Origin of the sequence: Lacibacter cauensis (genome assembly GCF_007830055.1) — a bacterium.
GTDB lineage: Bacteria > Bacteroidota > Bacteroidia > Chitinophagales > Chitinophagaceae > Lacibacter > Lacibacter cauensis.
In genome coordinates this window covers 275,891-301,485 of sequence record NZ_VLLE01000003.1, presented here as the reverse complement: position 1 = coordinate 301,485, position 25,595 = coordinate 275,891, and the positions used below count along the sequence as shown (strand labels likewise).

Annotated in this window: 21 protein-coding genes; 4 read left to right on the top strand and 17 right to left on the bottom strand. The window is 42.8% G+C overall.

Annotation, left to right across the window (positions count from 1 at the left end; translation table 11 throughout):
• Positions 1 to 3: 3 nt before the first annotated feature.
• The 7 genes from IQ13_RS06565 to IQ13_RS06535 form a co-directional block, all read right to left on the bottom strand.
• A complete protein-coding gene (locus IQ13_RS06565) occupies positions 4 to 459 on the bottom strand; it encodes a MarR family winged helix-turn-helix transcriptional regulator (protein ID WP_144885310.1) in 456 nt (151 codons plus the stop codon).
• 195 nt (positions 460 to 654) lie between these two features.
• On the bottom strand, positions 655 to 1,233 hold the full coding sequence (gene lptC, locus IQ13_RS06560; protein WP_144885309.1) for an LPS export ABC transporter periplasmic protein LptC: 579 nt from the start codon (positions 1,231 to 1,233) through the stop codon (positions 655 to 657).
• Positions 1,226 to 2,575: a BamG family beta-barrel-assembly machinery protein gene (gene bamG / locus IQ13_RS06555; protein ID WP_144885308.1), complete on the bottom strand. Its 1,350-nt coding sequence runs from the start codon at positions 2,573 to 2,575 to the stop codon at positions 1,226 to 1,228. The genes lptC and bamG overlap by 8 nt, the downstream gene beginning before the upstream one ends.
• Positions 2,550 to 3,275: a type III pantothenate kinase gene (locus tag IQ13_RS06550; protein ID WP_144885307.1), complete on the bottom strand. Its 726-nt coding sequence runs from the start codon at positions 3,273 to 3,275 to the stop codon at positions 2,550 to 2,552. Before IQ13_RS06550 ends, bamG begins: the two co-directional genes overlap by 26 nt.
• A 9-nt stretch (positions 3,276 to 3,284) precedes the next feature.
• Complete coding sequence (locus IQ13_RS06545; protein WP_144885306.1) at positions 3,285 to 3,926, bottom strand: LON peptidase substrate-binding domain-containing protein; 642 nt, start codon at positions 3,924 to 3,926, stop codon at positions 3,285 to 3,287.
• A 37-nt stretch (positions 3,927 to 3,963) separates the two neighbouring features.
• A complete protein-coding gene (locus tag IQ13_RS06540; protein WP_144885305.1) occupies positions 3,964 to 4,725 on the bottom strand; it encodes a glycosyltransferase family 2 protein in 762 nt (253 codons plus the stop codon).
• On the bottom strand, positions 4,704 to 5,969 hold the full coding sequence (locus IQ13_RS06535) for an O-antigen ligase family protein (protein WP_144885304.1): 1,266 nt from the start codon (positions 5,967 to 5,969) through the stop codon (positions 4,704 to 4,706). The genes IQ13_RS06540 and IQ13_RS06535 overlap by 22 nt, the downstream gene beginning before the upstream one ends.
• A gap of 150 nt (positions 5,970 to 6,119) precedes the next feature.
• Between IQ13_RS06535 and meaB the strand changes: the two genes are divergently transcribed.
• A complete protein-coding gene (gene meaB, locus IQ13_RS06530; RefSeq protein ID WP_144885303.1) occupies positions 6,120 to 7,019 on the top strand; it encodes a methylmalonyl Co-A mutase-associated GTPase MeaB in 900 nt (299 codons plus the stop codon).
• A gap of 116 nt (positions 7,020 to 7,135) precedes the next feature.
• Here meaB and IQ13_RS06525 read toward each other — a convergent pair whose 3' ends face one another.
• From IQ13_RS06525 to IQ13_RS06515, 3 genes are all read right to left on the bottom strand, one after another.
• Positions 7,136 to 9,541, bottom strand: coding sequence for a zinc-dependent metalloprotease (locus tag IQ13_RS06525; RefSeq protein ID WP_144885302.1), 2,406 nt, complete (start codon positions 9,539 to 9,541; stop codon positions 7,136 to 7,138).
• A 239-nt stretch (positions 9,542 to 9,780) separates the two neighbouring features.
• Positions 9,781 to 10,011 (bottom strand): CAMCR motif-containing small membrane protein, encoded by a 231-nt coding sequence (locus IQ13_RS06520; protein ID WP_242009491.1) that lies wholly within the window; start codon positions 10,009 to 10,011, stop codon positions 9,781 to 9,783.
• 72 nt (positions 10,012 to 10,083) lie between these two features.
• Complete coding sequence (locus IQ13_RS06515; RefSeq protein ID WP_144885301.1) at positions 10,084 to 11,292, bottom strand: 3-oxoadipyl-CoA thiolase; 1,209 nt, start codon at positions 11,290 to 11,292, stop codon at positions 10,084 to 10,086.
• 184 nt (positions 11,293 to 11,476) lie between these two features.
• Here IQ13_RS06515 and IQ13_RS06510 point away from each other — a divergent pair, with 184 nt between their 5' ends.
• Positions 11,477 to 11,875, top strand: coding sequence for a VOC family protein (locus IQ13_RS06510; protein WP_144885300.1), 399 nt, complete (start codon positions 11,477 to 11,479; stop codon positions 11,873 to 11,875).
• Between the two features lie 116 nt (positions 11,876 to 11,991).
• Here the strand turns inward: IQ13_RS06510 and IQ13_RS06505 are convergent, their stop codons facing one another.
• Positions 11,992 to 12,276 (bottom strand): HAMP domain-containing histidine kinase, encoded by a 285-nt coding sequence (locus tag IQ13_RS06505; protein WP_144885299.1) that lies wholly within the window; start codon positions 12,274 to 12,276, stop codon positions 11,992 to 11,994.
• A gap of 641 nt (positions 12,277 to 12,917) precedes the next feature.
• On the opposite strand from IQ13_RS06505, the gene IQ13_RS06500 reads away from it, so the two are divergent.
• On the top strand, positions 12,918 to 13,373 hold the full coding sequence (locus IQ13_RS06500; RefSeq protein WP_144885298.1) for a DUF1801 domain-containing protein: 456 nt from the start codon (positions 12,918 to 12,920) through the stop codon (positions 13,371 to 13,373).
• Between the two features lie 126 nt (positions 13,374 to 13,499).
• The gene (locus tag IQ13_RS06495) at positions 13,500 to 16,793 is read left to right on the top strand and encodes a VPS10 domain-containing protein (RefSeq protein WP_144885297.1); all 3,294 of its coding nucleotides are present in this window, start codon (positions 13,500 to 13,502) and stop codon (positions 16,791 to 16,793) included.
• 137 nt (positions 16,794 to 16,930) lie between these two features.
• Here the strand turns inward: IQ13_RS06495 and IQ13_RS06490 are convergent, their stop codons facing one another.
• The 6 genes from IQ13_RS06490 to polA all read right to left on the bottom strand — a co-directional run bounded on the left by IQ13_RS06490 (position 16,931) and on the right by polA (position 25,420).
• Positions 16,931 to 17,845 carry a 1-phosphofructokinase family hexose kinase gene (locus tag IQ13_RS06490; protein ID WP_144885296.1) on the bottom strand — a complete coding sequence of 305 codons (915 nt, stop codon included), beginning with the start codon at positions 17,843 to 17,845 and terminating at the stop codon, positions 16,931 to 16,933.
• 14 nt (positions 17,846 to 17,859) lie between these two features.
• Complete coding sequence (locus IQ13_RS06485) at positions 17,860 to 18,522, bottom strand: DsbA family protein (RefSeq protein WP_144885295.1); 663 nt, start codon at positions 18,520 to 18,522, stop codon at positions 17,860 to 17,862.
• 9 nt (positions 18,523 to 18,531) lie between these two features.
• Positions 18,532 to 20,727, bottom strand: a complete 2,196-nt coding sequence (locus IQ13_RS06480; protein WP_144885294.1) for a PAS domain S-box protein — start codon at positions 20,725 to 20,727, stop codon at positions 18,532 to 18,534.
• Positions 20,728 to 20,833: 106 nt separating this feature from the next.
• The gene (locus tag IQ13_RS06475; protein ID WP_144885293.1) at positions 20,834 to 22,093 is read right to left on the bottom strand and encodes an amidohydrolase family protein; all 1,260 of its coding nucleotides are present in this window, start codon (positions 22,091 to 22,093) and stop codon (positions 20,834 to 20,836) included.
• A 38-nt stretch (positions 22,094 to 22,131) separates the two neighbouring features.
• Positions 22,132 to 22,518, bottom strand: coding sequence for a group III truncated hemoglobin (locus IQ13_RS06470; RefSeq protein WP_144885292.1), 387 nt, complete (start codon positions 22,516 to 22,518; stop codon positions 22,132 to 22,134).
• Between the two features lie 4 nt (positions 22,519 to 22,522).
• The gene (gene polA, locus IQ13_RS06465; RefSeq protein WP_144885291.1) at positions 22,523 to 25,420 is read right to left on the bottom strand and encodes a DNA polymerase I; all 2,898 of its coding nucleotides are present in this window, start codon (positions 25,418 to 25,420) and stop codon (positions 22,523 to 22,525) included.
• Between the last annotated feature and the right edge of the window lie 175 nt (positions 25,421 to 25,595).

Sequence of the window (25,595 nt, the reverse complement as noted above, 5' to 3'; positions counted from 1 at the left end):
AATTTAAACAGAACCACGCACTTTATCGAGCAGGCGGTTCAATTCTCTTGCATCTGTTTCAGAAACATTCTTCAAAACGTTGTCGATGTTGTTCGCCGTTTGATCGAGTTTTTGTAACAGCCGTTTTCCCTTTGCTGAAATTTTCACATCAACCAATCGCTTGTCTTTTTTATTAATGCTTTTGAGTGCCAGGTTTTTTAAAATCAACCGGTCTACAATACGGCTGGTATCGCTCATTTTGTCGAGCATACGTTCACGTATCTGCAAGGTTGAAAGGGGTGTATCGCTGCCACGTAAAATGCGCAGGATATTGTACTGTTGTAATGTAAGTTCTTCTTCTTCCAGAACCAGTTTTAACTGTTCGGTTACCCAGTTGTGTGTGTAAATAAGATTCACCACGCATTTATGATGTTCGTTCCGGAATTTCCGGGTTTGGAGGATGTCTTTTTCAATGCTCATAAGCAAGTATGGTTAGTACGTTGATGGTTGGTTTACTACTCGGATAAACGTGGTTTTGTTGCAAAGATTGTTTTAATTGCTTGTACCATTTGTATTTAACAAAGACAACTCATTTTGGTTTTCGATTGTATCTGTTTTATGCGGTTGGCAGCAGATTGATCATGTTCAACAGGTACAAGAGAACATGCAGTTGCATTAATTGCCTGCAAATTTAGAAGCGCCTACCAATAAAATTCCGGTAATGGAGTCGAGTTTAAAGTTTTTCAGCTGCTCATCGCTTTCGAAGCCTTTGCCGAAGATGGTTTTGGTACGCTGACGAATCTCCACATCCCTGGTGGTATAGAGTTTATGCAGGTTCTGCTCCCAGAACAGTTCATCTGTTTTTAAGGTATCGCCATCAATACTTATTACCACCACACTGTCACGCAAAATAACACGGCCCTGCTGCTCGTAGTATTCGGCCTTTTTGGCGTTGAGGTAGCTTTTAATGCGGGTGCTGTCGTCGTAAAAATCTACATGCAGCGAACGGGGAAATTCAACCCTCGGCACGCTGTCGAAATAACGGAGCATATAGGGCGCCGTTAGTTTTGCTTTTACCACACCTGCCTGGCTCAGAAAACTGGTTACGCCTTTTACTTCATCTACCGACAGCTTTTGTTGCTGCATCTGGCGAATCTGGTCGAGACTGTTTTCGCAGGCCATGAAAAAAAAGCAGCCCATGATTAGTGCTGCTGCTTTTTTTAATGCGGTGATATGGTGTAAACGATTACTCATATTTACGTTTGATGAACCAGATATCGCTGAGTGAGAAACTTACCGAAAAACGGAAATAGTTTTCACGGAGCAACATGGTACGGTTACCACGCTGGCCAAACTCTACTGCTGCATTGACAATGTTATTCTTGTTGTATTCAGCATACGAATAACGGCGGATAGGTAAGCCTACGCCGAACGTAATACCATAGCTGTTCATATCGCCATTTACCTTGTATGGCTCAAGACCATAATTGAAACCGGTACGGTACATTACCTGGTTCCAGTACGATTTTGAACGGCCTGTAATATCGGGTATAAACTGTGCACCGGTTTTTACCTGCCATCCGTTCTGGAGGTTATTATCCTTTGCACCATTGTATTGGTAATCGGCCCATTTGCTCAAGACCAGATCGGCACCAATACGCAAGCTGGTCTTTCCTTCAAACTCGTACATGGCACCAAAACCATAAGTAGATGGATACAGCTGCGTAGTAGGCATATTGGCTTTTGAAACAACCGTATCGTTACCAACAGAAGTACCAATTACAAAAACACCTTCCAGTACCTCGTCTCGGGTGCCTCTCATTTTACCTTGTAAGCTTGTATACGCACCCAGTTGTAAAAAGCTTGCACGTTTTCTGGCAGTATCGAGACCGAGTTTAATGCGGTATTGCAGACCCACTTCTAAAAATGCTGCACCAAATTTATTACCGATTTTCTTTTGACCGTTCCGGTACCTGTCGGGTACGGTATCGTTGAGTATACTTACTCTTGTAATGTAATCGGCTGTACCAAAACGGTAGCCGGTATTGAAACCAATGCTTAAGTTTTTAATACCGATAGCCGAACCAACAAAAGCCTGGTAGCTGCCGCCACTTCCTTCGTAAATGGAAAGAACGCTGTCGCCTGCATTTAAACGGCTGCCCGAAACAATATTGTAACTCACTTTGGTTAACGGTCGCAGACCAAAAGCCAGGCCCCAGTCGTATTTTGCCTTGGGAGGTTTTATTTGAAAACCGGCTGCGAGGTAAGGAACCACCGCATTGTTAGAGGTATAGGAGCTTCCTTTGTTATCGCTCAGCTTACGGCTGTTGATGTCGATACCGATATCGAGAATAGAGCGCTGCAGGCCAAAACGACTGTAGGATGCGGGGTTTACGAAGTTGATAGTTTGGTAATCGCTGTATGCAGCACCAATGTGGCCCATGCCTCTGTTTACAATGTTACCTGACGGAACAATATCGCCTAAACCATAGCGGCTCCAGGGCGAATTATCCTGCGATTGTACCTGAGAAACGATTGCTAATGCTAGCACGAACAACAACGAAACACGCTTACCGATTAAACTCACTGATTGCATACAGTCCTTTAAAGATTAGTTGAGGGTCTGCAAATATCTGGTTTTTGAGCAGAGGAGCAAAATGAAGCGTATCGCCCCCGGTTAATTGCACGTTAAAGTTCCCGTACTTTTCGGCGTAGGCATCAATGATACCATCAATTTCCTTGGCCATACCCCAGGCCACCCCGCTGAGGAGGTTGGTTTTGGTATCGTAGCCAATTAGGGGGAAATTCCACTCCATATTTACCAATGGCAGTTTGGCTGTGAGGCCATGCATGGCTTTAAACCGCATTTCGAGCCCCGGCGATATACTGCCGCCTAAAAACTGGTTCTGGTTATTGATGAAGTTGTAGGTAATACAAGTGCCCAGCCCAATAGCCAGGTTATTACTGTTGGGAAAAAGATGTACGGCTGCTGCACAAAGTGCCAACCGATCGGCACCAATGGTTTCGGGCTTACCCACCGGTGTGGTAAACGGCAGCTTCGTTACATGCGATAATTTATGGAAGTTGCTGTAATGCGCCAACACATGCTCCACTGTTTCGCTGTGGTTGATGACCGATGACAGAATGGTAAACTGCGGCTGGTATTTCTGCAGCAGGGCTTCGATTGTTGTACGCTCGTCATCCGGAAGAATGCTGATTTCTTTGAGCTCCCGCTCATGGAACACTGCCGCTTTTAAACGGGTGTTCCCGAAGTCGAAACAAATGGTGGTGGACATAGAGCGAAGTTACAGGTCAAAATCGAACGACTGCAAATTCCTGAAATGGCCGTTGAGTTTTACTTTTTCTTTGAGGCCTTCCATTTCCGAAAGCAAGGGAATAACCTTGTTGAGGTGGCGTTTTAAATATTCCTGCCGTTGTGCTTCTCTGAAGAGGCCCAACAGTTCGTATTCTTCATTTGCGTTGAGGCCAATGTGGTGTGCTACGTCGAACGACTTTAACTCGTCTTCCGGCTTTTTAAAATCTTTACTTACCTGTAAAAGTTTGTGCAATTCCTTAATGCCCTGCACTACTTTTTGCATTTGCAGGCGGCTGCCATCATCAAGATCATCGGGGTAGGTTACTATTGCTCCGCTGTAGAGTTTATCGGGTATAGTCCGCACCAGCTCCAGTGTACGAAATACTTTTATACCACGTGTTGTAATATCCATCTTGCCATCGTCGTACACTTTGCGTATTTCACTTACTTCCACCAATGTACCCAGCTCTTTCAGTTCTTTGTTTACCACTGCCGGTATACCAAATGGCTTCTTTTGTTCGAAGCACTCGGTAATAAGCTGTTTGTACCGGGGTTCAAAAATGTGCAGGTTTAAATTTTCGCCGGGAAAAACAATTATACTTAAAGGAAAGATGGGAATAAAGTTGGTCATACAAGTGGTTCTCTGTACAAAATAACAAAGAAACGCATTACGGTTTCTGCTGCTTTTGTAAACGCTGCAGTGTTTTGTATTTTATTTTGGTGTATTTCGAATTGGTAAGCGCAATAATCAATCCTTCTCTGCCATCCAGTATACCCAACCGCAGAATGTAATTATGAAAGAAGTTAAACAAATGCGAGAACAGGAGTTTAAACGAAACGCCTTTTACCCCATCTTTAAAATACTGCTCACCACTTTTAACTGCATAGTTGTTCATCTTTTCCCTGTACTGCTCTACCGTTTGTACTGTTTTATGCAGCAGGGCCCCTTTCAGCTTTTTTACTTCACAGCCTTCTTCATAAATCAGTTTTTCATGTATCGCATCTTCATTCCAAATGGCTTGGTTGCGGTTAAACAGCCTTATCGGTTCATCGTGCCGCCATTGGCCAAAACGTATGAGCTTTTCTGCAAAAAAGTTTTTCCGCCGTACAGTAAACACCAGTTTTTCATTCGATAAATCAAGATGCAGCAACGAATCGAGCAGTTGTTGATCTACGATTTCATCGGCATCAATCTGCAATATCCAATCATAATCGGCCTGTTCGTTGGCAATGTTTTTGGTAAGCCCATGCCCCCGCCACTTTTCTTCAATTACCCTGGCGCCGTTTTTTTTGGCAACGGGTATGGTCGCATCATTGCTGCCTGTATCGCACACAATAATACTGTCTGTTAACTGCCTTACACTTTGCAGTGTGGGCGCTAACAGGTGTGCTGCATTTTTTGTAATTATTACAACGGAGATGGGTTGCATTTCAGTAGTTCGTTTTTCTCAAGGTTGATCGTACAATTCCAATATAGGATAAAAAAACAATATACAAACACACCCAACTGATCATCAATTGTGCTTTCGTACAAAAACACCAGATTCATGAACAGTACAAAGGCCAATGCCTGTTGATGTTGTTTCCATTTTTTTAAAAAGAAAGGCAGTAATGCAACAGTACCAAAGAGCAACAAAGCAGTAATACCGGCACCACTTCCGCTCATTAGCCATTGGTTAAGCGGTAAAAACTGTTGCGTTGCTGCAACAGCAGGTGCATGTGTTGCATACCACGCAGCAGTCTGCGATTTTACATCGCCATAACCCACGCCGGTAAGCCAGTTGTGTGTAAACAAATACCAGCCGCTTTGTATACTTCGCCAGCGGTTTTCGTCGCTGAAGTTTCCTGCAAACGCCTGTGTACTCCAGTTCAACCGTTCAAACAGCACATAGTGTACACGCAAACGAAATGTAGGGAGAACTGTATAGGCCAGTAGCGGCAGGAATAATCCCATCGTGGTTACAAGGGCTGCAATTTTTCGTTTACCTGTTTTATACAGTTGCGTAATCAACAAAGGAAGTACAACCACGTACAGCCCAAGTAACCCTGTTTTAGCGCCGAGCAGATGTAAATAAACAATAAACCACAATGCAACAGCACGTACCAATAGCGTAAGTAACCGGGTAGTTATTTTCTTTCCTTCTTCGAGTTTTAACCAAAACAACAAAGCTATAACAATACCCATACTGAAACGTATATGATCGTTTGCCGCAGGCGTGGGAATTGTTTGCGAAAACCGGTACGCTTCATTGAAATGCGTCAATGCTGTCAGGTACTGTATAGTGCTCCATACCGAACCTGCAAACATCGCCCCTATCCAAAGCAGTTTAAACCATACAAGCTGTTGCTGTTTTATTCCTTTTTGCAGTACTAACGCAAACGGAAGTAATAATAACGGGAGCTTATCCTGCATCATTGCAGCCCATTCTTCTTTGTTGCTGCTCCACAAACCGGAAAGAAAAGGCAGCACAAACAAACAACTGATGGCGACAGATAGCTTATCGGAACTGAATTTGCGGAAACGTTCGTTTAAATCGCCCTGAATAAATGCATTTGTAATGAGTACAATTGTACCAATACTGAGTAAAGCACGGCTGCATAAAAAACCAATTACCATGAGTAATACGGCAGCACAAAAAATGAACAGATGTATGTTGGTTCGGTTAAACAGCATGCTGGTTGTGCAAATAAACAAACTTTACGTTGTTTCACTGCTGATCTTTCTAACTGCGTGGTTCAGTAACATAAGCGTGTGAGTGCCGATGATACAACTACAGACTTTTACTTAGTTTGAAGGAACCATTATTTCATTTAGGTTTGTAACATGTGGACGACTTTACAGGAGGAATTACAAAAAGGCAATACAAAAAGTCTTGCCCGCATTATTTCATTGATTGAAAATGAGGTAGCGGGTTATGAAATTTTTTTGCAAAGTCTGCCTGCAGCCACAACGCCTGTTATTGGTATTACCGGACCACCCGGTGCAGGAAAAAGCACACTTACCGACAGCCTGATTGGATTACTGGTGAACAAAGGCAAAAAAGTGGCGGTGCTTTGTGTTGATCCATCATCTCCCTTTAACCTTGGTGCATTGCTTGGCGATCGTATTCGCATGAGCAATTGGTACAATCATCCCGATGTCTTTATCCGTTCGTTAGCCACACGTGGTTCGCTGGGAGGATTGCATCCGAAAATTTTAGAGATCACCGATACCTGCAAAGCAGCAGGGTTTGATTATGTACTTGTTGAAACAGTAGGTGTAGGACAAAGTGAAATTGAAATTGCAGGGTTGGCTGATGTCACAGTTGTTGTGTTGGTGCCTGAAGCCGGCGATGAAGTGCAAACGATGAAAGCAGGACTGATGGAGATTGCTGATATTTTTGCAGTGAACAAAGCCGATCGTCCAGAAGCAGATTTGTTTGTGCGTAATCTCCGGTTAATGTTAGCTCCTGCTTTTGCCACACACAGCAATGAACTACCGGTGGTGAAAACCATTGCTACCCAACAAAACGGTGCCGCTGAATTACTCGAAAAAATTGAAGAACTGTTACAGCAGCAACATACCAACGAACGCAGAAGCTGGTTGCTGGCAGAAAAAGCCTATTACCTTATTCAGCAGCAACGCATGAAAGATGTACAGAAGAACAGCATGAAACTGCAGATTGAAGAAGAGCTGAAGAAAGGAGATTTTAATTTGTACCGGTTTGTACAAAGGTTTAATTGAGTTTTTGCCACGAAGACACCAAGACGCAAAAATGCACGAAGAGAAAATACAAGAAAAAGAAAGGAGAGCAATGCTCTCCTTTCTTTTTCTTTGCGCCTTAGTGTCTTTGTGGCAAATCAATCCTCACAACCAATCGGTGCACCCGGCGGGGCTTCTTTGTGAATGGTTGGTTTCGCAGCAGATGGATTCTTCATGCGTTCGGCTGCTAATTGCAAATGGCCGGCATACGTACCCGTTGCTGTTTTGCTTTGCAGATCGATATACTTTTTCAAATCGTTTAACACTTTAGTTAATACCGAGCGCACTGTATACGAATTGTTTTCATCAACCGATGCAGCCAATAAATACGTTAACAACACCTGTTCTGTTTGTTGTTGTATCAATGCTTCCATACCGGTGCGGCGTGGCGCTTTAAATGTTTTATCAATCAACACACGCAGCATTTCTTCTACTCCTAATCCACCCTTCAATTCCAACTGCACCATGCGGCTCAAGCGTTCGCTGTTGAATAAAAACGAGAAGGGAAGATCAGCTCCTGTTTCTGCAGGTGACAACTGATCGAATGACAACCCTGTGCGTTTACGGAACAATTCTCTTGAACCAATATAACCCGATGGCCGTGGTGGAATTAACGCAGCAATACGATCGGGTATCTGCAATACTTTCGGATCAATACAATCAACAATCGCATACAATGCCGCCAGCTGTTCGGCTTTGCTCATTTGCTTGGTCACAAGCTGTCCATCGCCACGCAAAGCATAGGAGTAATACATACCCCCCACTAATTTCGTTGCGGCTTCAAGTTGATAACGATGATAAAAGTACACCGGCACCAATGCATCTTCCAGCATGGCCATGGGCATACCCACCCGAATATTCTTCTCTCCAAAATCATTCAAGGCTTTGGCCCGTACTTTCATTACTTCTTTCAATTCTTCGGTTGCGCTTACACCGTTATCCCACAAATGCGCCTGCGGATGCAAACCACCCGGTGCACGTGCATCCCGATCGCTGATGAACTGCAGACCACGTTTATTCGCATCAGCTAGAATGTTATTTAAAGCAGTTGCTTCATTTGTGCCGGCAGGAAAATCCTGGTAGCCCCAGGTAACGGCTACTTTATCCCACTCCCCAATTTTATCATCATACACATTCGAAAAATCCATTTCGCCTTGTGCGTTGAGATGAATGGTTGGATGCGGATAATCCATTACACTGGCACGGTTACTTACGCTGGCAGCATAGTTGTGCATCAAACCAATTGTATGACCAATTTCGTGTGCCGATAACTGACGTAAACGAGCCAGTGCTGCTTTCAGCATCTGATCATTTGCGGGAATACCTGTTTCGTAGGGCGATAGTAAACCGGAGAAGATGAGATAATCCTGGCGCACACGTAAGGAACCAAGCGATACCTGTCCTTTAATAATTTCTCCTGTACGTGGATCAACGACTGAGGCGCCATAACTCCAGCCACGAGTGGAACGATGCACCCAGTTGATCATGTTGTAACGGATGTCCATCGGATCTGCACTGTCGGGCAATATGCGTACATCAAAGGCGTTGGTATAACCGGCTGCTTCAAAAGCCTGATTCCACCACTTGCCACCTTCGAGCAAGGCCGAACGGATGGGTTCAGGTGTGCCATTGTCTAAATAATAAATGATGGGCTTCACTGCTTCACTTTTAGCAGCAGATGGATTTTTCTTTTGCAGGCGATGGCGGATGATGTAATATTTTTCGATGGGGTCACTAACGGGTGATGCATAGTCGTAAAATGAAATAGGAATGTAACTGCTGCGTGGATCGAACACCCGTGGTTTATAATTATTATCGGGCAGCTGCACCAATGAATGATGAATACGCAATGTAATTGCTTCAGTAGATGGCGCAACAGCCTGCACGTAGTTGCCTACTTCACCATCGTTGTTTACATAGGTAACTGTTACTTCCAGTTCGGAGTTAAGCGGAAAGTTTTTGGTACGTGGCAAATACATGGCGCTGCGTGTTTTATCGAGTGCATAATTACCCTGCCGCATCCGGCGAATGGTATTGCTCACCTTCATGGCATCACGCAACAGGAAATCAGTTGCATCTACCAATACACTGCCATTGCTTTCTGCTTCTACGGTAAAACCAAATACGGTTGTTTGTGCAAAGGCCTGTTCTACTGCACGGCGCTCGGCTGCATCGTTCGATAATGCCCGGTAACCGTAGTTGGGCTGAATGAGTAATACTTTGCGCCCTGTTTTCGTAAACTTCACCACACGGTCTTCGCCGAGTAACCCACGATCAAGTCCAATATCATTACTGCCTAAGCCTGCAGGCAAGGATACCACATATAGAAACTCTGTATCGAACTTATCTACTTCAAGCCAAAGTTTGCCCGTGTTTTCATCCCAATAAAAAGGAAAGTACCCTTCGTACTTTTTTAACCCGTTTGTTTTTTCTTCAATGGTTGGAAGTTTTTGTGCTGTTGTAAATAAAGGGAACAGCAAGAGGACTACTACTAATTTTCGCATATGCAGTTGATTGATGCATACAAGTTAAGCAGTGCTGTTGATTGAGAAAAGAGAATGTGATTAGTGGTTTTGAAAACCCTGAGCGAAGTCGAAGGGTTTTTGGCGAAATGTCGAGCGCAGTCGAGATATGCGCATTTAAACTCTACTGAAGGACCTGACAGGTTGATGTATCTATTGCAGATTGTGAATCTTGCAACGATCGGCCTGATGGACTTAACCTGTCAGGTCGTACATACAATTTATTGCTGCTCTTCTGTTTGCTGACTCTTCCACCAACGCCAGCCAACGAAACCAATAATGAGCAGGGGAGCACTCATGAGGTAAATAATAGCGCCATTCAATGCCTTTGCGGGCTTTTCGCCTAACTGCGATGCTGTTTTGGTACAAATAGCACATTGTGCCTCTGCATCAACAGTACCCAGCAACAACAAAAAAGCTGTAAAAACAAATAACAGTCCCCACTTTTGCATAACGAAAGATTGAGCTGCAAAGGTAAGGCAGGAATAAAGATTAAATCCAGATTCAAGTAAAGCCTTGCTTATTTATGCTTTCTCCAACACAACGGCGTAGCCTTGTCCCACACCAATACACATCGTACACAGCGCATATTTACCCTCCACTTCCTGTAACTGCTTCGCTGCAGTAAGGATAATACGTGCACCACTCATGCCCAACGGATGACCAATTGCAATGGCTCCGCCATACCGGTTGATCCTTGCATCATCATCGGCCAAACCCCATTGCCGTATGCAGGCGAGCGATTGTGCTGCAAACGCTTCGTTCAGTTCAATCACCGCCACATCGTTCCAGCCAATGCCTGCTTTTGCCAAAGCTTTGTTGGCCGCTTCTACCGGGCCAATGCCCATAATACGTGGCTCCACACCTGTAACATGCGAGCTGATAACTTTTGCCAAAGGCTTTAATCTATATTGTGCAACCGCTGTATCGCTGGCCAACAGTAAAGCTGCAGCACCGTCGTTTAAACCCGATGCATTACCGGCAGTAACGCTGCCGTTTGTACGAAAGGCAGGTTTGAGCTTTGCCAAAATCTCGGGTGTGGTAGAAGGCTTTATAAATTCATCTTTTGTAACAACAACTGCCTCTCCTTTCTTTTGTGGAATCGTTACGCTGCAGATTTCTGTTGCCAGCTTTCCGTTGGCTGTTGCAGCTGCTGCCTTCATTTGGCTGTTGTACGCAAAGCGATCTTGATCTTCACGTGCAATGTTGTACAAATCAACCAGGTTCTCTGCTGTTTCGCCCATGGCATCGGTACCATACATTGCTTTCATTTTCGGATTCACAAAACGCCAGCCGAAACTGCTGTCGAACAGTTCCTGGTTACCATCAAAAGCAACACTTGCTTTGCTCATCACCAAGGGGCTTCTCGTCATGTGCTCTATACCTCCGGCAATCAACACATCTGCGTCACCACTTTGTATAGCACGTTTGGCCTGCACCACTGCACTCATACCCGATGCACATAAACGGTTCACCGTTTCACCGGGAACGGTATAGGGCAATCCCGCCAGTAACAGAGCCATGCGTGCCACGTTGCGGTTATCTTCTCCTGCCTGGTTTACACAACCGAGAATCACATCTTCCACTGCCTGTGCAGGAAGTACAGCTTTATACTTTTCCATCAGCCCGGCTAACGGCACAGCCGCCAGATCGTCGGCACGAAGACCCGAATACATTCCTTTAAAACTTCCTACCGGCGTGCGCAGACCATCAACTATAAAACACTGTTTCATTTGTAAAACTTTAAAAAGCAAGCAATCGTTAAAAAACGAATGTAAAGAAGAACGCCGACAACTGCTGCATCATTCAAACGCTTCATTACAGCAACCACAAAAAAGATATGATGAGTGGAGTTATTACATCCAATCAATTTCGGAACTTTAAAAGCACACATTTTTTAACCCTTATCTTTTTTGTATGAAACATGCAATCAGCTGGTTTGAAATACCGGCAACCAACATTGACCGTGCCCAAAAGTTTTACGAAGAAATTTTTCAAATACAAATGCAGCCGCTGGATATGGACCAGATGAAAATGCGGATGTTTCCGCTCGATGATCCGATGGAAGGCGTTGGCGGAACAATCATTCAAACCGATGGCTTTCATATTCCTTCGGCTACTGATGGGCCGTTGCTATACCTCAATGGTAACCCGGATGTAAATATTGTACTGAACCGTGTAGAAGCGGCGGGAGGTAAAATTATAGTTCCGAAAACAGAGATTGGCCCGGAGTATGGCTACATGGCCGTGTTTATTGATACAGAAGGCAACCGTATTGCCTTGCATTCGGTTCCTGAAAAATATCTGCAGGGATAATTAAAAAAGCAGATCGTGGAAACGACCTGCTTTGTATTCTTAACCAAAACTAACTCGGTGTAGAAGGCCAGCTCATCATCATGAGAAAATCGAACTTGTACAAACTATCAAAAAGTTTATTGTTCTGTCAGGGGTAAAGCAAAAGGGCCTTTTTTGTGTACTGTTAACTGCAGCAGATCGTTTTCAACTGATGCCGATATACGTATACAGGCATCGGTGGTTTGTACAATCTCGTTGAGTACAATTCTTTTTACTGCAGCAGCAAGCTTTTCAGCATCGGCAGATAACTGCAGCTCGGGCGAAACATCGTTTATAAAAAAGCTATGCTTTAAAACGGCTACGGGTAACAATGCAGCTGTAACATGGCTTACAATGGATTTCAGGTAAATCTGGTTTTTCATACGAGAATGTTTTAACTGTTTGCACAATTGTTTTCAGCACTTATAGCTGTCATTTCGGGTACGGATTAAAATGCGTTTGTTTCATGTGGTTGGATAATGGATTTTGGGTAAACAGCTTTCTGCGGGGTTCGGATCAAAAACGGGCTTTTCGTTTACAAAAATGGATTTGGATAAACAAGGTTCCAGTGGGTACGGATTAAAATCTGGTTTTCATCGGGATCATGGGTGTTTCGGTCAACAGGGTTTTCAAGGGTTTGGGCGTTCGGTACTTTTCATTGGGTACGGATCAACTTTGGTTTTCATCAGGATCGTTGGTTTTCAAGGTTGATTTTGGGTGTTTTTTCAATGGGTTCGGATTAAAAACGGGCCTTTCTAAATCTGGATCTTGGATTAATTTGTTTTCAATGGGTACGGATCGTTTTTGGTTTTTTTTATTGGATCTGGATTTTTTGTCTTCAGTTTTTCATCACCGTTGACAACACAAAGAAACAACCGAAACAAGCCGTAAAAAATAGAAGACGATGGCATTCGATTGTACATTTTTCCTACTCGTTTTTGTAGTTTAAATTCGGTAGGCATTAGCAGAAACCTTTAGTTTAATTTGTTCCTGTTAACAGGCAATAAAGCAAAACCCTTACAATATGCAATCGAAAGCAACGACAGTAGAAGAATACATGGCAGCATTACCTGCAGACAGGCAGAAAGCAATGGCTCAACTACGAAAAGTAATTAAGAAAAATCTGCCCAAAGGGTTTAAAGAAACCATGAGTTATGGTATGATCGGGTATGTGGTGCCGCACAGCAAGTACCCTGCAGGCTATCATTGTAAACCCGAAGAACCATTACCGTTTCTCAACATTGCTTCGCAGAAAAACTTCATCTCCATTTACCATATGTGTGTATATGGCGATGCAAAACTGCACAAATGGTTTGCCGATGAACATGCCAAACGATCGACCAAAAAACTGGATATGGGCAAGAGCTGTATTCGTTATAAAAAGGAAGAGGATATTCCTTACGATTTAATTGGTGAGCTGGCTTCGAAAATTACACCCGATGAATGGATTAGTATTTATGAAAGCAAGTATGTACGGTAACTGCGATTTGAATCAACAAGGTACATTCGTTTCAAAAATGTCTTTACACATAAACAGAAGAGTTGGCTGTTAACATGGTCAACCTTTTTTACTACCTTTCTATCTATATTATCAAAACCAACTGTTATGAGTCCTTTCAAAATTTTCAGCACAGCATTGCTGCTCTTTTGTGTGTTTACACTACAGGCACAAAAGAAACCAACAGCCCCTGTAAAAGAAGCACCGAAAGATTTACTGAGCAGCGGTTTGTTAAACGGTCTTCAGTTTCGCAGTGTTGGCCCTGCTATTACATCGGGCCGTATTGCAGATATTGCTGTAAACCCCGACAACACTAGTGAATATTATGTAGCATCGGCAGCAGGTGGTGTTTGGAAAACAAACAATGCGGGCATTACCTATTCGCCTATTTTTGATGGTGAAGGTTCTTTTTCGATTGGCTGTGTTGCAATCGATCCAACCAATACCAATGTGGTGTGGGTTGGTACCGGCGAAAACAATAACCAGCGTGTGGTTGGTTACGGCGATGGTGTGTACAAAAGTGAAGATGGTGGCAAGAGCTGGAAAAATGTTGGCTTAAAAAATTCGGAACATATTGGTCGTATTGCAATTGACCCTAAAAACAGCGACATCGTTTATGTTGCAGCATACGGTCCTGTTTGGAACAGTGGTGGCGAACGTGGTATTTATAAAACAACCGATGGCGGTAAAACATGGAAGCAGGTATTGTTTGTAAGCGAACACACCGGCTTTAATGAAGTAATGGTCGATCCCCGTTATCCCAACATTGTATATGCAGCAGCCCATCAACGCCAGCGGAAAGTGTTTACATATATTGGTGGCGGTCCGGAATCTGCCTTGTATAAAAGTACAGATGGTGGCGCTACCTGGAGCAAGATGATGAATGGATTACCAGGTGGTGATCTTGGCAGAATTGGTTTGAATTATTCACCTGTTAATCCCGATGTATTGTATTGTGTTGTGGAAGCAACCGAAGGTAAAGGCGGTGTGTTTAAAAGTACCGATCGTGGTGCCAGCTGGGAAAAGCAAAGCAGCTATTCCACATCCGGCAACTATTATCAAAAGATTTTTTGCGATCCGAAAGACATCAATAAAATTTTTGTTACCAATGTATACTTTGGTGTAAGCGTCGATGGAGGAAAAACATTTTCAATCGTAGGCGAAAAGAGTAAACATATCGATAACCATGTTATCTGGATCAACCCAACAAACACATCGCATTATTTAGTTGGTTGCGATGGTGGTGTGTACGAAAGTTTTGACAGTGGTGAAAACTGGAACTTCAAAGCTAATTTGCCGGTTACACAATTTTACAAAGCAGCAACCGACAATGCATTTCCGTTCTATCACATACACGGTGGCACACAGGATAATTTCAGCTTGGGTGGACCATCACGTACACTCAGCGCCAACGGTATTATGAATTCTGATTGGTACTTTACCAGTTTGGGCGATGGTTACGAATCGCAGATTGATCAAAGCAATCCTGATATTGTTTATTCGCAGGCCCAGTATGGTGCATTAACACGTTACGATAAAAAGAGTGGTGAGTATTTATTCATTCAACCGCAGGAACCCGAAGGCGAAGCCTACCGCTGGAACTGGGATGCACCATTGGTGATTTCGAAGTACGATAACAAACGGCTTTACCATGCAGCAAATAAAGTGTTCCGTACCGATGATCGTGGTAACACCTGGAAAGTCATCAGTCCTGATTTAACAAGACAAATTGATCGTAATAAATTACCGGTAATGGGTAAGGTATGGAGCATGGATGCAGTGGCGAAGAATGCTTCAACAGATATTTATGGTAACATCACCACTATTGCAGAATCGAAGTTTGATGAGAACACGATCTATGTTGGAACTGATGATGGTTTAATACAGGTAACCAACGACGGCGGTACAACGTGGATGAAGATCGATAATATTGCCGGTGTACCTGAACGTACGTATGTCAATCATATCATTACATCGCAGCACGATAAGAATGTAGCGTATGTCACCTTTAATCATCACCGCTATGGCGATTTTCACCCCTATGTTTACAAAACAAGTGATGGCGGTAAAACATGGAAAGCCATCACCAATAACTTACCCGAAAGAGGAACATCGTACACCATTGCAGAAGATCATGTAAACAAAGACTTGTTATTTGTAGGCACTGAGTTTGGTTTGTTTGTAAGTATTGATGGCGGTGCAAAGTGGGTGCAGATGAAAGGCAACCTGCCTACGATTGCTGTAAAAGATTTAGAAATTCAGAAACGTGAAAACGATTTGATTCTTGCAACATTCGGTCGTGGTTTTTATGTGCTGGACGATTATACGCCACTGCGCAATTTAAAACGTGAAGACCTCGAAAAAGAAGCACTCATCTTCCCCGTGAAGGATGCATGGATGTTTATTGAATCGAAGCCCTTGGGCGTAAGAGGCAAAGGTTTCCAGGGCGAAAGTTTCTTTACTACGCCTAACCCCAAAGTAGGTGCAGTGTTTACCTATTATCTCAAAGAGGATATTAAAACCATCAAAGAGAAACGTAGAGCTGCAGAAGCGGAGAAAATAAAGAAAGGTGAAGCACCAACGTATCCTTCTCCTGATTCACTGCGTTTGGAAGATGAACAACCTGCACCGCATTTGCTGTTTACTGTAACAGATGAAGCAGGTAATGTTGTCCGCCGCATCAAAGCTCCGGCGAAGAAAGGATTGAAACGCATTGTGTGGGATTTCCGCACTGCTCCTTTCGGTCCAATTGATTTTACACCGTTTGATGAATCGATGGCATTCAGCGAACCCGATCAGGGCTATCTGGCGTTACCCGGCACATACAAGGTTTCACTCAGCAAATTTGAAGATGGTGTGTACAGTGATTTAGCAGAACCGCAAACATTCAAAGCAATGTCGTTGAATGCAGCAACGCTTCCTGCAACAGATAAAAAAGCATTGGATGAGTTCTGCAAAAAGCTGGGCGAGCTGAGCAGAGTTGCAGCCGCTGCCGATCAATACCGTGGCGAGTTGGTAAACAAAGTACGTTATATGAAACAGGCCATTATTGAAACTCCCAAGCAATCGCTTGAGTTGTCGAAAGCATTACAGGATGTTGAAAAACGATTGCATGCAGTAAACCGCCAGTTGAATGGTGATGCATCGTTGGCAAGAAGAGAGTTTGAAACATCGCCTTCTGTTAACGGACGCATTGGTTACATTACGGGTTCGTTGTGGAATACCACAGCAGCACCAACGCAAACACAAATCAACAATTACCAGATTGCTGCCAAACAGTTTACACCTGTTTACAGCGAACTGAAAGTAATTGCAGAAGAAATAAAACGCATTGAAAGTATTTTAGAAAAGAACGGCGCACCTTATACACCGGGCAGGTTGCCGGACTGGAAAGGGAATTGATAGAATAGAATCGTTGTGACACAAATTGAAATAACCTGTACTGATTTCTCTATTCAATAATTAAGGAGCCGTTTTAAAAAGCGGCTCCTTTGTTTTATTTGTTTATATCTGAATAAACCATTTCAATCTGTATTCTATCAACTCATTCCTGCAAACAATCTTTCTGCATCTGCTTTTTTAAACAGCTGCGTGCCTTCGTTCATGGTTGCAGCACTGCCACAGGCAACACCAAATGCAATTACTTCTTTGAGCGAACGGTTCTGTTGCAGCATATACGTCATACCCGCCACCATACTATCGCCTGCACCAACTGTGCTTTTCTTTTCAACCTTTGGAGCTGCAGCATAATGTTTTTCATCGCTGCTCATCAGCCACGCACCATCGGGGCCCATACTTACTGCAATCAATTCTGCAAAACCATCACGTATGGCCTGTTGTGCCGCATCGGGTACTTCTTCTTTATCGAGCCATTCTACATTCAGCATCTTGCACAACTCACCAATATTGGGTTTAATGAGATACGCACCTTTGCCCTGCAGTGCCTGTAATGCCGGACCACTTGTATCAACAATACAACGTGCACCAACCGCTTTTGCATTCTTCACAATCAAACCATAAAAATAATCGGGTAAACCCGGAGGTAAACTACCGCTTGCAATCACATAACTCGGTGTAAAACTGCGGATATGTTCTACCAATGTTTTAATCGTTTCTTCCTGTACTTCTCTGCCTGGAAAGGTAAAACGGAATTGATTATTGGTGGATGTTTCCAGTACTATCCAGTTTTCTCTTGTTTCTACCTGCGTATCTACAGCGTGGTAGGTAATTCTTTCTTCGGTAAGTAAACTGCATAACATATTACCGTTGTGGCCGCCGGATGGAAACAACGCCACCGATGCTGTTTCTAAACGCTGCAATGCTTTGCTTACATTAATACCGCCACCACCGGGTTCGTTCACCACTTCGGTACAACGTAATTTGCTTTCGGGTTTCAGTTTATCAACTTTCGAACTTTTATCAATACAGGGGTTCAGGGTTACTGTAAGTATCATGTAATTCGTTTGTGCTAATTGTAAGAGTTGTTTTCTGCTTCGGTTAAAACAAGATGTATGCGCTTGGCCAGTGTTTCATAATCAGTATAACCTTTTGCCAATAAATGAAACTTCGTTTCGGTGATCTGCATTAACACCTGCGGAAACCCTGTTACCTGTAGTTGTTTACAGAGTTGAAATTCATAGTATGCTTTCTCTTTGTATTCTTCCGATGCCAATTTGCTGTAAAAATCATCTGCAGGAATAGTATATTTTTCCAGCAAATGACGGTAGGCTTCGTTATCGGTTAAATCTCTTCCTTCGTAATGCAGACTGTACTGCAAATCGGAAGCAAAACTCACCTGCTTATCGGGAAACAGTTCTTTAAAGATACACAGTGCAATGGCAGGTTTTTCTGATGAGGGAAACCAATCGCTTTGATCGGGATTGTTAATGTGCCAGAGATAATCTTCGCCGAATTTTATACCGGTATACTCTTCTACTGTTTTATAAGCGCCTTTAATGTATTCGGCCGTTGCGCCAATGTGTACCGGCTGTTCAGGCAATACCATACCGCCGCTTAATACTTCAATCTGTAAACGGTCTTTGTACGCTTCTTCAATTTTTTTCATTACAGGGCTAAAGCCATAACACCAACCGCAATATGCATCGTAACAATAAATTAGTAAAGGTTGCATGCTGCAAATTTATGCAGCCGATTGCTTATCTGTACTCGGATTTACAGATACCGGTAATTTTACTTCCAGCAGGCAACCATTACCCCTGGAAGAGGTAATGCTGACTTTGCCGTTATATTGTTCTGCACGGCTGTAAATATTTTTAAACCCGAGACCCCATTTGCTGTTTTCTGTGTCAAAGCCTACACCATCATCTTTTACACTTAACTCTACCATATTATTCACTACAGAAAGTTTTAGGTATGCATATTCTGCGCCTGAGTGTCGGATTATATTCCGCACTTTCTCCTGAATAATACGCAACAATGCAAGTTGTACAGGATAATCAATTTCTACTTCGTAATCAAACGCACTCAAATCGAGATGAAAGTGAATATCGGAAGTGATAGATACGCTTTCAATAAAATCGGTAATGGTTTGTGTAAGCCCCAGCATTTTTAATGAAGAAGTATTGATATTCTGACTGATGAATTTGAGTTCGTTCACCACCTCTGTAATTTTTTCGCTTACTATACGCAAATCTGCAACCGCATTTGCAGGATCATTCGTCGCTCTGTCTAAAACTATTTTTACAGAAGCCAGCACCTGCGCCACACCTTCGTGCAGCTCGTTGGCAATATGCTCCCGTTCGTTTTCCTGCGCCTGTAAAACTGCCTCCACAATGTCTTTTCGTTTCTTCTCTTTTTGTGCCATCAACTCCAGTTGCATTTCTTTTTCTTTACTTACATCGGTATGGGTTCCTACTATGCGAACCGGTTTACCATCTGCATCCCGTTCTATAACCACACCTCTGTCAAGTACCCACCTCATCGTACCATCTTTATGAAAAATGCGGTATTCCAATGAATGGCTTTCTCTTATACCTGCACGATACTCTTCATCATTTTTAATCAGCAGAAATTTATCATCGGGGTGAGTTTGCTGCCACCATTTGTCATGATTTTTAATTTCGGTTAAATCCTCAGTTGTATAGCCGAGAAAATGATTATTAGTGGCAGAAAACCATACAGAGTTGGTTTTAAAATTATACTCCCATGCATTATCGCCTGTTTTATCCAACGCCAAACGTATTCTGTTTTCCGATTCGGATAAACTGCGAAATGCATTGTGTTCTATTGTGATGTCGGTAAAAATGGTAACCGTAGCAGCAACGGTATCGGAGTTTGCCTGTTTTACCGGATTGGAGTTGATGTTGATCCATGTTATTTCTCCATCGGGTTTGTAAACACCCATAATCACATTGCTAACAGCCTGGCCGGTCTTCAGGCAAACCATTGCGGGATGTTCACCGCCTGGAAAGGGCGAATAATCTTCCCGTACACAACGCCAGCTTGCATCTGCCGAGCTTACACCAATCATTTGCTCTTTGGTTAAACCCAGTATTTGCTCAGCTGCCGAATTACAAAACAGTATTTCGCCTTTGTTGTTTTGTATTACAAGGCCTTTGGCAAAAGCTTCGAGGTAGTCGTCCTGCACATGATGTGTAATAAACAGGCTCTTTTCATCAGCTCTTAAACCGGTAATATCCCTGTTTACAGCTACGTACCCAATTACATCATTCTGTTCGTTGCAGATGGCGGTTACGATGGAAAGTAAATTGATTTTCTGCTGATCATTTTGCCGAATGAAAAACACTTCGCCTTCCCATTTCCTGTTTTCGAGCAATTGTTTTGCCGCCAGCTCGGTACTGGTTTGCTCAAACTGATGCAGTAGAATATCGGTACGCTTACCAATTGCATCTTCCTTTTTAATTTGATAGATCTTTTCAGCCGCTCTGTTAAAACTTACAATACAAAAATTGGCATCTGTTGCTATTACTGCATCGCTTATCTGTTCCAGTAAGCCCGATTGCAGATACGATTCCTGATCGTTCTGTTTCGCAACCGTAGTATGATTTCCCAAAACAAAATAACCTGTTATTTCTGCCTGTTCGTTAAGTATGCCTGTAAGCTCCCACCGGATGGTACCGATAGCAGAGTAATCGTTGAGGACGATTTTAATTTCATTGGCGGATTGCTGTTGCAATGCAGTCTGCTTAAATAAATTCTTCGATTTAAAATAACCGGTTGCGTTTTTACCTAATGTTGACCGGAACAAAGCGTTACATTTAAGAACATTCAGTTCTTTATCCGTTAAAGCAAAAAGGAACAATGCTGATTGCAACAGTTGATGTTCTACATCCACATTAAAACCCGGGGCCTGCATGTACTAAGTATTATTAATGATAATCTGTGCAGGTATAATTCATTTAGAAAGAGAGTGAAAGCTATTACTTTTTTGCGATTTGTAAAAAAATTGTCACAAAAACTATTTACCAAAGAAGCACTCCCTGCTTTACCCGGAGCTGAATATTGAAAAGTTGACTGAAATCTGCAGTTGGGTCTGTCTTTAATAACAAAAAACTTGCTTCATAACCTTCCTGCAATTTTGCAATTTTTCTTTGCGGAAAAACAGCAGCAGGCGTCAGTTCACACCACATTTTCAATAATTCCAGATCGCTGTAAACTTTCAGCGCATGCAGATATTCCATTTCGATTTTAGCAGTAAGGTTATAACTGTCGCAGCCAATTGTTACGGGTACTTTGTACTTACGTAACAGTTGCAGATTATGGATTTGTACATTTACCTGTGCCTGGTACTGCTCACTGCTCATGGGTTTCAGTTCTGTTTTCAACAACGAGTAAGTAGGATCAACATGTACCCGCTTTTTCTTGAGCAGGCGTACCAGTTTTTTATCGATTTTATAATAATCGGCTGTGTAACCGCCCCGCCAACGCACCTGGTAACCCGGCAAGTGATTTATTTCATCCACACCTGCCTTCAACGCTACTTCCAAATCATGCGGTGTTTCTGCATGCGCACTTACCAACAATCCTGCTGCGTGTGCCTTCTGTACAATTATTTTAGCCAAAGCAGGATCAATGCCTTTCTTTCCGTTAAAGGCAGTATCATCTTTTCGCTCTTTATACTCTTCCGAAAAAATTAAATAGAATTTAATGAAGCCCGGTTTTTGTGCAAGGATGAAGGGCCATTTCTTTTCCAGCTCTTCTTTGTTGTTGATGAGATAATAAGCTTCACCTTCGAAGCTTTTTCCAGTCCACCCGGGTAATGCTTTTTTATAGGTGGTTGTAAGCAGATAATTATACAATGTTACCGGATGTCCTCCATTGGCTGTTATGCCGCCATTGGCAAACAACACATCCACGCTGTTTGGTTTGTTTAAGCGGTGTTTGATTTTATTGGTTGCAAACGGAATACTGTTGGGATTTTTGATGTAGAAGATACCATCGGCCAGGTAACGTTCAATATACACATCAAGATCCTGGTCTGTTTCGGGTGAATGGTTATGTGCTTCGCCATAGGGTGGAATAACGTATTGATTCTTTAAATCAATAACCGTGTCTACCACAGTTGGTTTGCTTTTGGTAAGATAGCCGTTGACACTGTAAAACTCCCCTGCAGTAAAACCATTTCCGTTAAACCACTGTCCGTTGATGAAGTGAATAGTTTTCTGTTGCGCCGATAACGCAGCAGTTACGAACAACAAAACATACACGAAAAGCAAACGCATAACCAACCATTCAACGGGTTAACAGATGATACAGTAATTTATAGTTTGTTTTTCATTTCAATCACTTTTATCTGCATGACCGTGGCAATACTTGTTGCCCTTTGTCTTGCCAGTTCAGCCTTTTCACCTTCAAACAATTCATTTACTGTTGCTATAAAATAGCCGAGCCATGTTTTAAAATGATGTGCTTGCAATGGCGATTGCTGATGCAAATCTACATGCGGCTTCATGGCATTTTTCTGATAGGTATCAGCCTGAAACAGGATTGAATCCCAAAAATCAACCAACACCGGGAAGTGTTCATCCAGATTAATCTTCGCTACATCGGTAAACAAATAGCTGATGCTTTCATCGGCCAGGAGCTTATCGTAAAACCGTTCCATTAATAAACGAATGTCTTCCCTGTTACGGATATCCTGTTTCATTTTTCTAATGTGCTTCTAACCAGTTAACACCTGTACCTGCTTCAGCAATAACAGGAACACCGTTTGTAAGCGGCATAGCTGTCTGCATACAGTCAATAATCAATGCCTTCATTTCATTGGCTTCTTCTTTCACTACATCAAAGATCAATTCATCATGCACCTGCAGAATCATTTTACTTTTTAGCTTACTGTTTTTTAAGGCTGCATGTGTTTTAATCATGGCCAGTTTAATCATATCTGCAGCTGTTCCTTGTATGGGTGAGTTGATGGCATTTCGTTCGGCATAACCACGCACTGTAAAGTTGCTGGAGTTAATATCACGCAACCAACGTTTACGGCCCATGAGCGTTTGCACATACCCATGTTCCCGTGCAAAGTTCACTGTATCGTCCATGTACTTCTGAATGCCTGCAAACTCCCGTTTATAGTTATCGATAATTTCTTTTGCTTCTGTTCGGCTGATGCCCAAGTTATCGGCGAGGCCAAATGCACCCTGCCCGTAAATGATACCAAAGTTGACGCTCTTTGCTTTGTAACGCATTTCTTTGGTTACATCTTTTTCTTCTACTTTATATACTTTGGCGGCAGTAGCGGTATGAATATCCTTGCCCTGAATAAACGCATCGCACATCGCAGGATCGCCACTAATAGCAGCAACAATACGTAATTCAATCTGCGAATAGTCGGCACTCAGTAACACATGATTTTCATCCCGTGGCACAAATGCTTTGCGTATTTCCCGTCCACGTTCGGTACGCACAGGAATGTTCTGTAAGTTGGGATTGTTACTTGCCAAGCGACCGGTTACAGCCACTGCCTGTCCATAGGTAGTGTGTACACGACCTGTTTTGCGGTTGATCAGTTGCGGCAATGCATCCACATACGTTGATTTGAGTTTTGTCAATTCACGAAATGCAAGAATGTCTTCAACAATAGGACTGGTATGTGCCAATTTCAGCAACACATCTTCACCCGTTGCATACTGACCGGTTTTTGTTTTCTTGGCTTTCGGATCAAGTTTTAAATGATCGAACAATACTTCGCCCAATTGCTTCGGTGATGCAAGATTGAATTTCAATCCCGATGAACTGTACACTCTTTCCTCTGCTTCTTTCGCTTCTTTTTCTAACTGCCTGGAATAATCGTTTAAAAAATCAACATCAACACGTATACCTTCAAACTCCATATCCGTCAACACTTTCACCAACGGATTTTCCACTTCGTAAAACACACGCTCTACTTCTTTCTCTTTCAGTTGCGGAAACAGTGCATGTTTTATTTGCAAAGTGATGTCGGCATCTTCTGCTGCATAATCTTTGATTTGCTCCAATTCCACATCACGCATGTTGCCCTGCGTTTTTCCTTTCTTGCCTATCAGTTCTTCAATATGCACCGGCTCGTATTGCAACAGCTGCGCACTCAATACATCCATGCTGCGTTTACCATCGGGTTCAATAACATAGTGCGCTAACATCGTATCGAAAAGCTGACCCTTTAATTCTACGCCATACCATTTCAACACCAGCAGATCGTATTTAATATTCTGTCCGATCCATATTTTGCTTTCATCAGTAAACAAGGGCTTGAATACTTCAAGAATTATTTTTGTTTCATCCTGGTTGGCAGGACAAGGCACATACCATGCTTTGTGTGGCTGGTACGAAAAACTCATGCCCACCAGTTCGCAATCGTTCGCATCAATACCGGTTGTTTCTGTATCGAAACAAATCTCTGTCTGTTGCTGCAGCTCGGCAATTAACTCCTGCATAGCAGCTGTTGTTGTTACAGCAATATATTCGTGTGCCGTATTGTTGATGTTGTTGGAAGCAATTGCGAACTCAGCAGAGTTTTCTTCTGTTGTTGCTGTTTCACCTGTTTCGTTTTCATCTGTTGCAATTTGCGCATCAGGTTTTGCTTTCGCTGCAGCTTTTGCATCTTTCCGCACTTCACCCATTGTTGTGTCAATCACGTTACCAAACAAATCACGCTGTACAGCTACGGGTGCAGTTGAAAACACATTGAAGTCGTCGCCCAGAATACGTTTGCCGATTGTTTTAAATTCAAGTTCAGCAAACACATCTTTCAACTCTTCTTTGTTCCATTCTTTTAAACGGAAATCTTCTTCGTGAAACTCAACCGGTGCATTGGTAATAATGGTGGCGAGTTTCTTACTCATAATGGCGAGGTCTTTTCCTGCAGCAATCTTTTCGCCCATTTTGCCTTTGATGTTTGCAGCATTGGCCAATACATTTTCCAATGTTTCGTATTCGGCTAAAAGTTTGGCTGCTGTTTTTTCGCCCACGCCGGGTATACCCGGAATATTATCTACCGCATCGCCCATCATACCCAGTATATCAATTACCTGGCTAACAGTTTTAATATTCCATTTTGCACAAACTTCTTCGGGCCCCATAATTTCTACATCGCCACCCTGGTAAGCCGGTTTATAAATTTTTACTTTTTCTGTTACAAGCTGACCATAATCTTTATCGGGCGTAACCATAAACACTTCGTAACCTGCAGCCTCACCTTGTTTGCTTAACGTACCAATTACATCATCTGCTTCGTAACCATCACATTCTATTACAGGAATATTAAACCCTTTAATGATGCGCTTAATATCGGGAATAGCAGCCAACAGATCTTCAGGTGCTTCCTGTCTGTTGGCTTTGTAGTCTGCAAAATCGGTATGCCGTTCTGTTGGTGCAGCCGTATCGAAGCAAACAGCCATGTGCGATGGCTTTTGTTTGGTAATGAGTTCAATTAACGCATTGGTAAAACCAAACTGTGCATTGGTGTTTTTTCCTTTGGATGTATTACGAGGATTACGGATAAGCGCATAATATGCACGAAAGATGAGTGCAAATGCATCGAGCAGAAATACTTTTTTATCATTGGCCATGGCGCTAAGTTAACACCCTTACCAAAGAGAGAACGAGAAATTTTTATAAACAACGAAAGCCCCGTTTTTTCAACGTGGTTGACATGTAAGCAAAAAAATACTGGAGGTGGTGGACACCACCTCCGCAAAACTTACATTATGAGAAAATTCAACACCGGCAGCAAAAAAATATAGG

What these genes read in the sequence shown, in the direction of transcription:
- meaB (WP_144885303.1), top strand. Translation starts at nt 6,120, where the DNA reads ATGTGGACGACTTTACAGGAGGAATTACAAAAAGGCAATACAAAAAGT.
- IQ13_RS06520 (WP_242009491.1), bottom strand. Translation starts at nt 10,011, where the DNA reads ATGCAAAAGTGGGGACTGTTATTTGTTTTTACAGCTTTTTTGTTGTTG.
- bamG (WP_144885308.1), bottom strand. Translation starts at nt 2,575, where the DNA reads ATGCAATCAGTGAGTTTAATCGGTAAGCGTGTTTCGTTGTTGTTCGTG.
- IQ13_RS06510 (WP_144885300.1), top strand. Translation starts at nt 11,477, where the DNA reads ATGAAACATGCAATCAGCTGGTTTGAAATACCGGCAACCAACATTGAC.
- IQ13_RS06540 (WP_144885305.1), bottom strand. Translation starts at nt 4,725, where the DNA reads ATGCAACCCATCTCCGTTGTAATAATTACAAAAAATGCAGCACACCTG.
- IQ13_RS06490 (WP_144885296.1), bottom strand. Translation starts at nt 17,845, where the DNA reads ATGATACTTACAGTAACCCTGAACCCCTGTATTGATAAAAGTTCGAAA.
- IQ13_RS06470 (WP_144885292.1), bottom strand. Translation starts at nt 22,518, where the DNA reads ATGAAACAGGATATCCGTAACAGGGAAGACATTCGTTTATTAATGGAA.
- IQ13_RS06480 (WP_144885294.1), bottom strand. Translation starts at nt 20,727, where the DNA reads ATGCAGGCCCCGGGTTTTAATGTGGATGTAGAACATCAACTGTTGCAA.
- IQ13_RS06535 (WP_144885304.1), bottom strand. Translation starts at nt 5,969, where the DNA reads ATGCTGTTTAACCGAACCAACATACATCTGTTCATTTTTTGTGCTGCC.
- IQ13_RS06550 (WP_144885307.1), bottom strand. Translation starts at nt 3,275, where the DNA reads ATGTCCACCACCATTTGTTTCGACTTCGGGAACACCCGTTTAAAAGCG.
- IQ13_RS06515 (WP_144885301.1), bottom strand. Translation starts at nt 11,292, where the DNA reads ATGAAACAGTGTTTTATAGTTGATGGTCTGCGCACGCCGGTAGGAAGT.
- IQ13_RS06545 (WP_144885306.1), bottom strand. Translation starts at nt 3,926, where the DNA reads ATGACCAACTTTATTCCCATCTTTCCTTTAAGTATAATTGTTTTTCCC.
- IQ13_RS06525 (WP_144885302.1), bottom strand. Translation starts at nt 9,541, where the DNA reads ATGCGAAAATTAGTAGTAGTCCTCTTGCTGTTCCCTTTATTTACAACA.
- IQ13_RS06500 (WP_144885298.1), top strand. Translation starts at nt 12,918, where the DNA reads ATGCAATCGAAAGCAACGACAGTAGAAGAATACATGGCAGCATTACCT.
- IQ13_RS06505 (WP_144885299.1), bottom strand. Translation starts at nt 12,276, where the DNA reads ATGAAAAACCAGATTTACCTGAAATCCATTGTAAGCCATGTTACAGCT.
- polA (WP_144885291.1), bottom strand. Translation starts at nt 25,420, where the DNA reads ATGGCCAATGATAAAAAAGTATTTCTGCTCGATGCATTTGCACTCATC.
- IQ13_RS06565 (WP_144885310.1), bottom strand. Translation starts at nt 459, where the DNA reads ATGAGCATTGAAAAAGACATCCTCCAAACCCGGAAATTCCGGAACGAA.
- lptC (WP_144885309.1), bottom strand. Translation starts at nt 1,233, where the DNA reads ATGAGTAATCGTTTACACCATATCACCGCATTAAAAAAAGCAGCAGCA.
- IQ13_RS06485 (WP_144885295.1), bottom strand. Translation starts at nt 18,522, where the DNA reads ATGCAACCTTTACTAATTTATTGTTACGATGCATATTGCGGTTGGTGT.
- IQ13_RS06475 (WP_144885293.1), bottom strand. Translation starts at nt 22,093, where the DNA reads ATGCGTTTGCTTTTCGTGTATGTTTTGTTGTTCGTAACTGCTGCGTTA.
- IQ13_RS06495 (WP_144885297.1), top strand. Translation starts at nt 13,500, where the DNA reads ATGAGTCCTTTCAAAATTTTCAGCACAGCATTGCTGCTCTTTTGTGTG.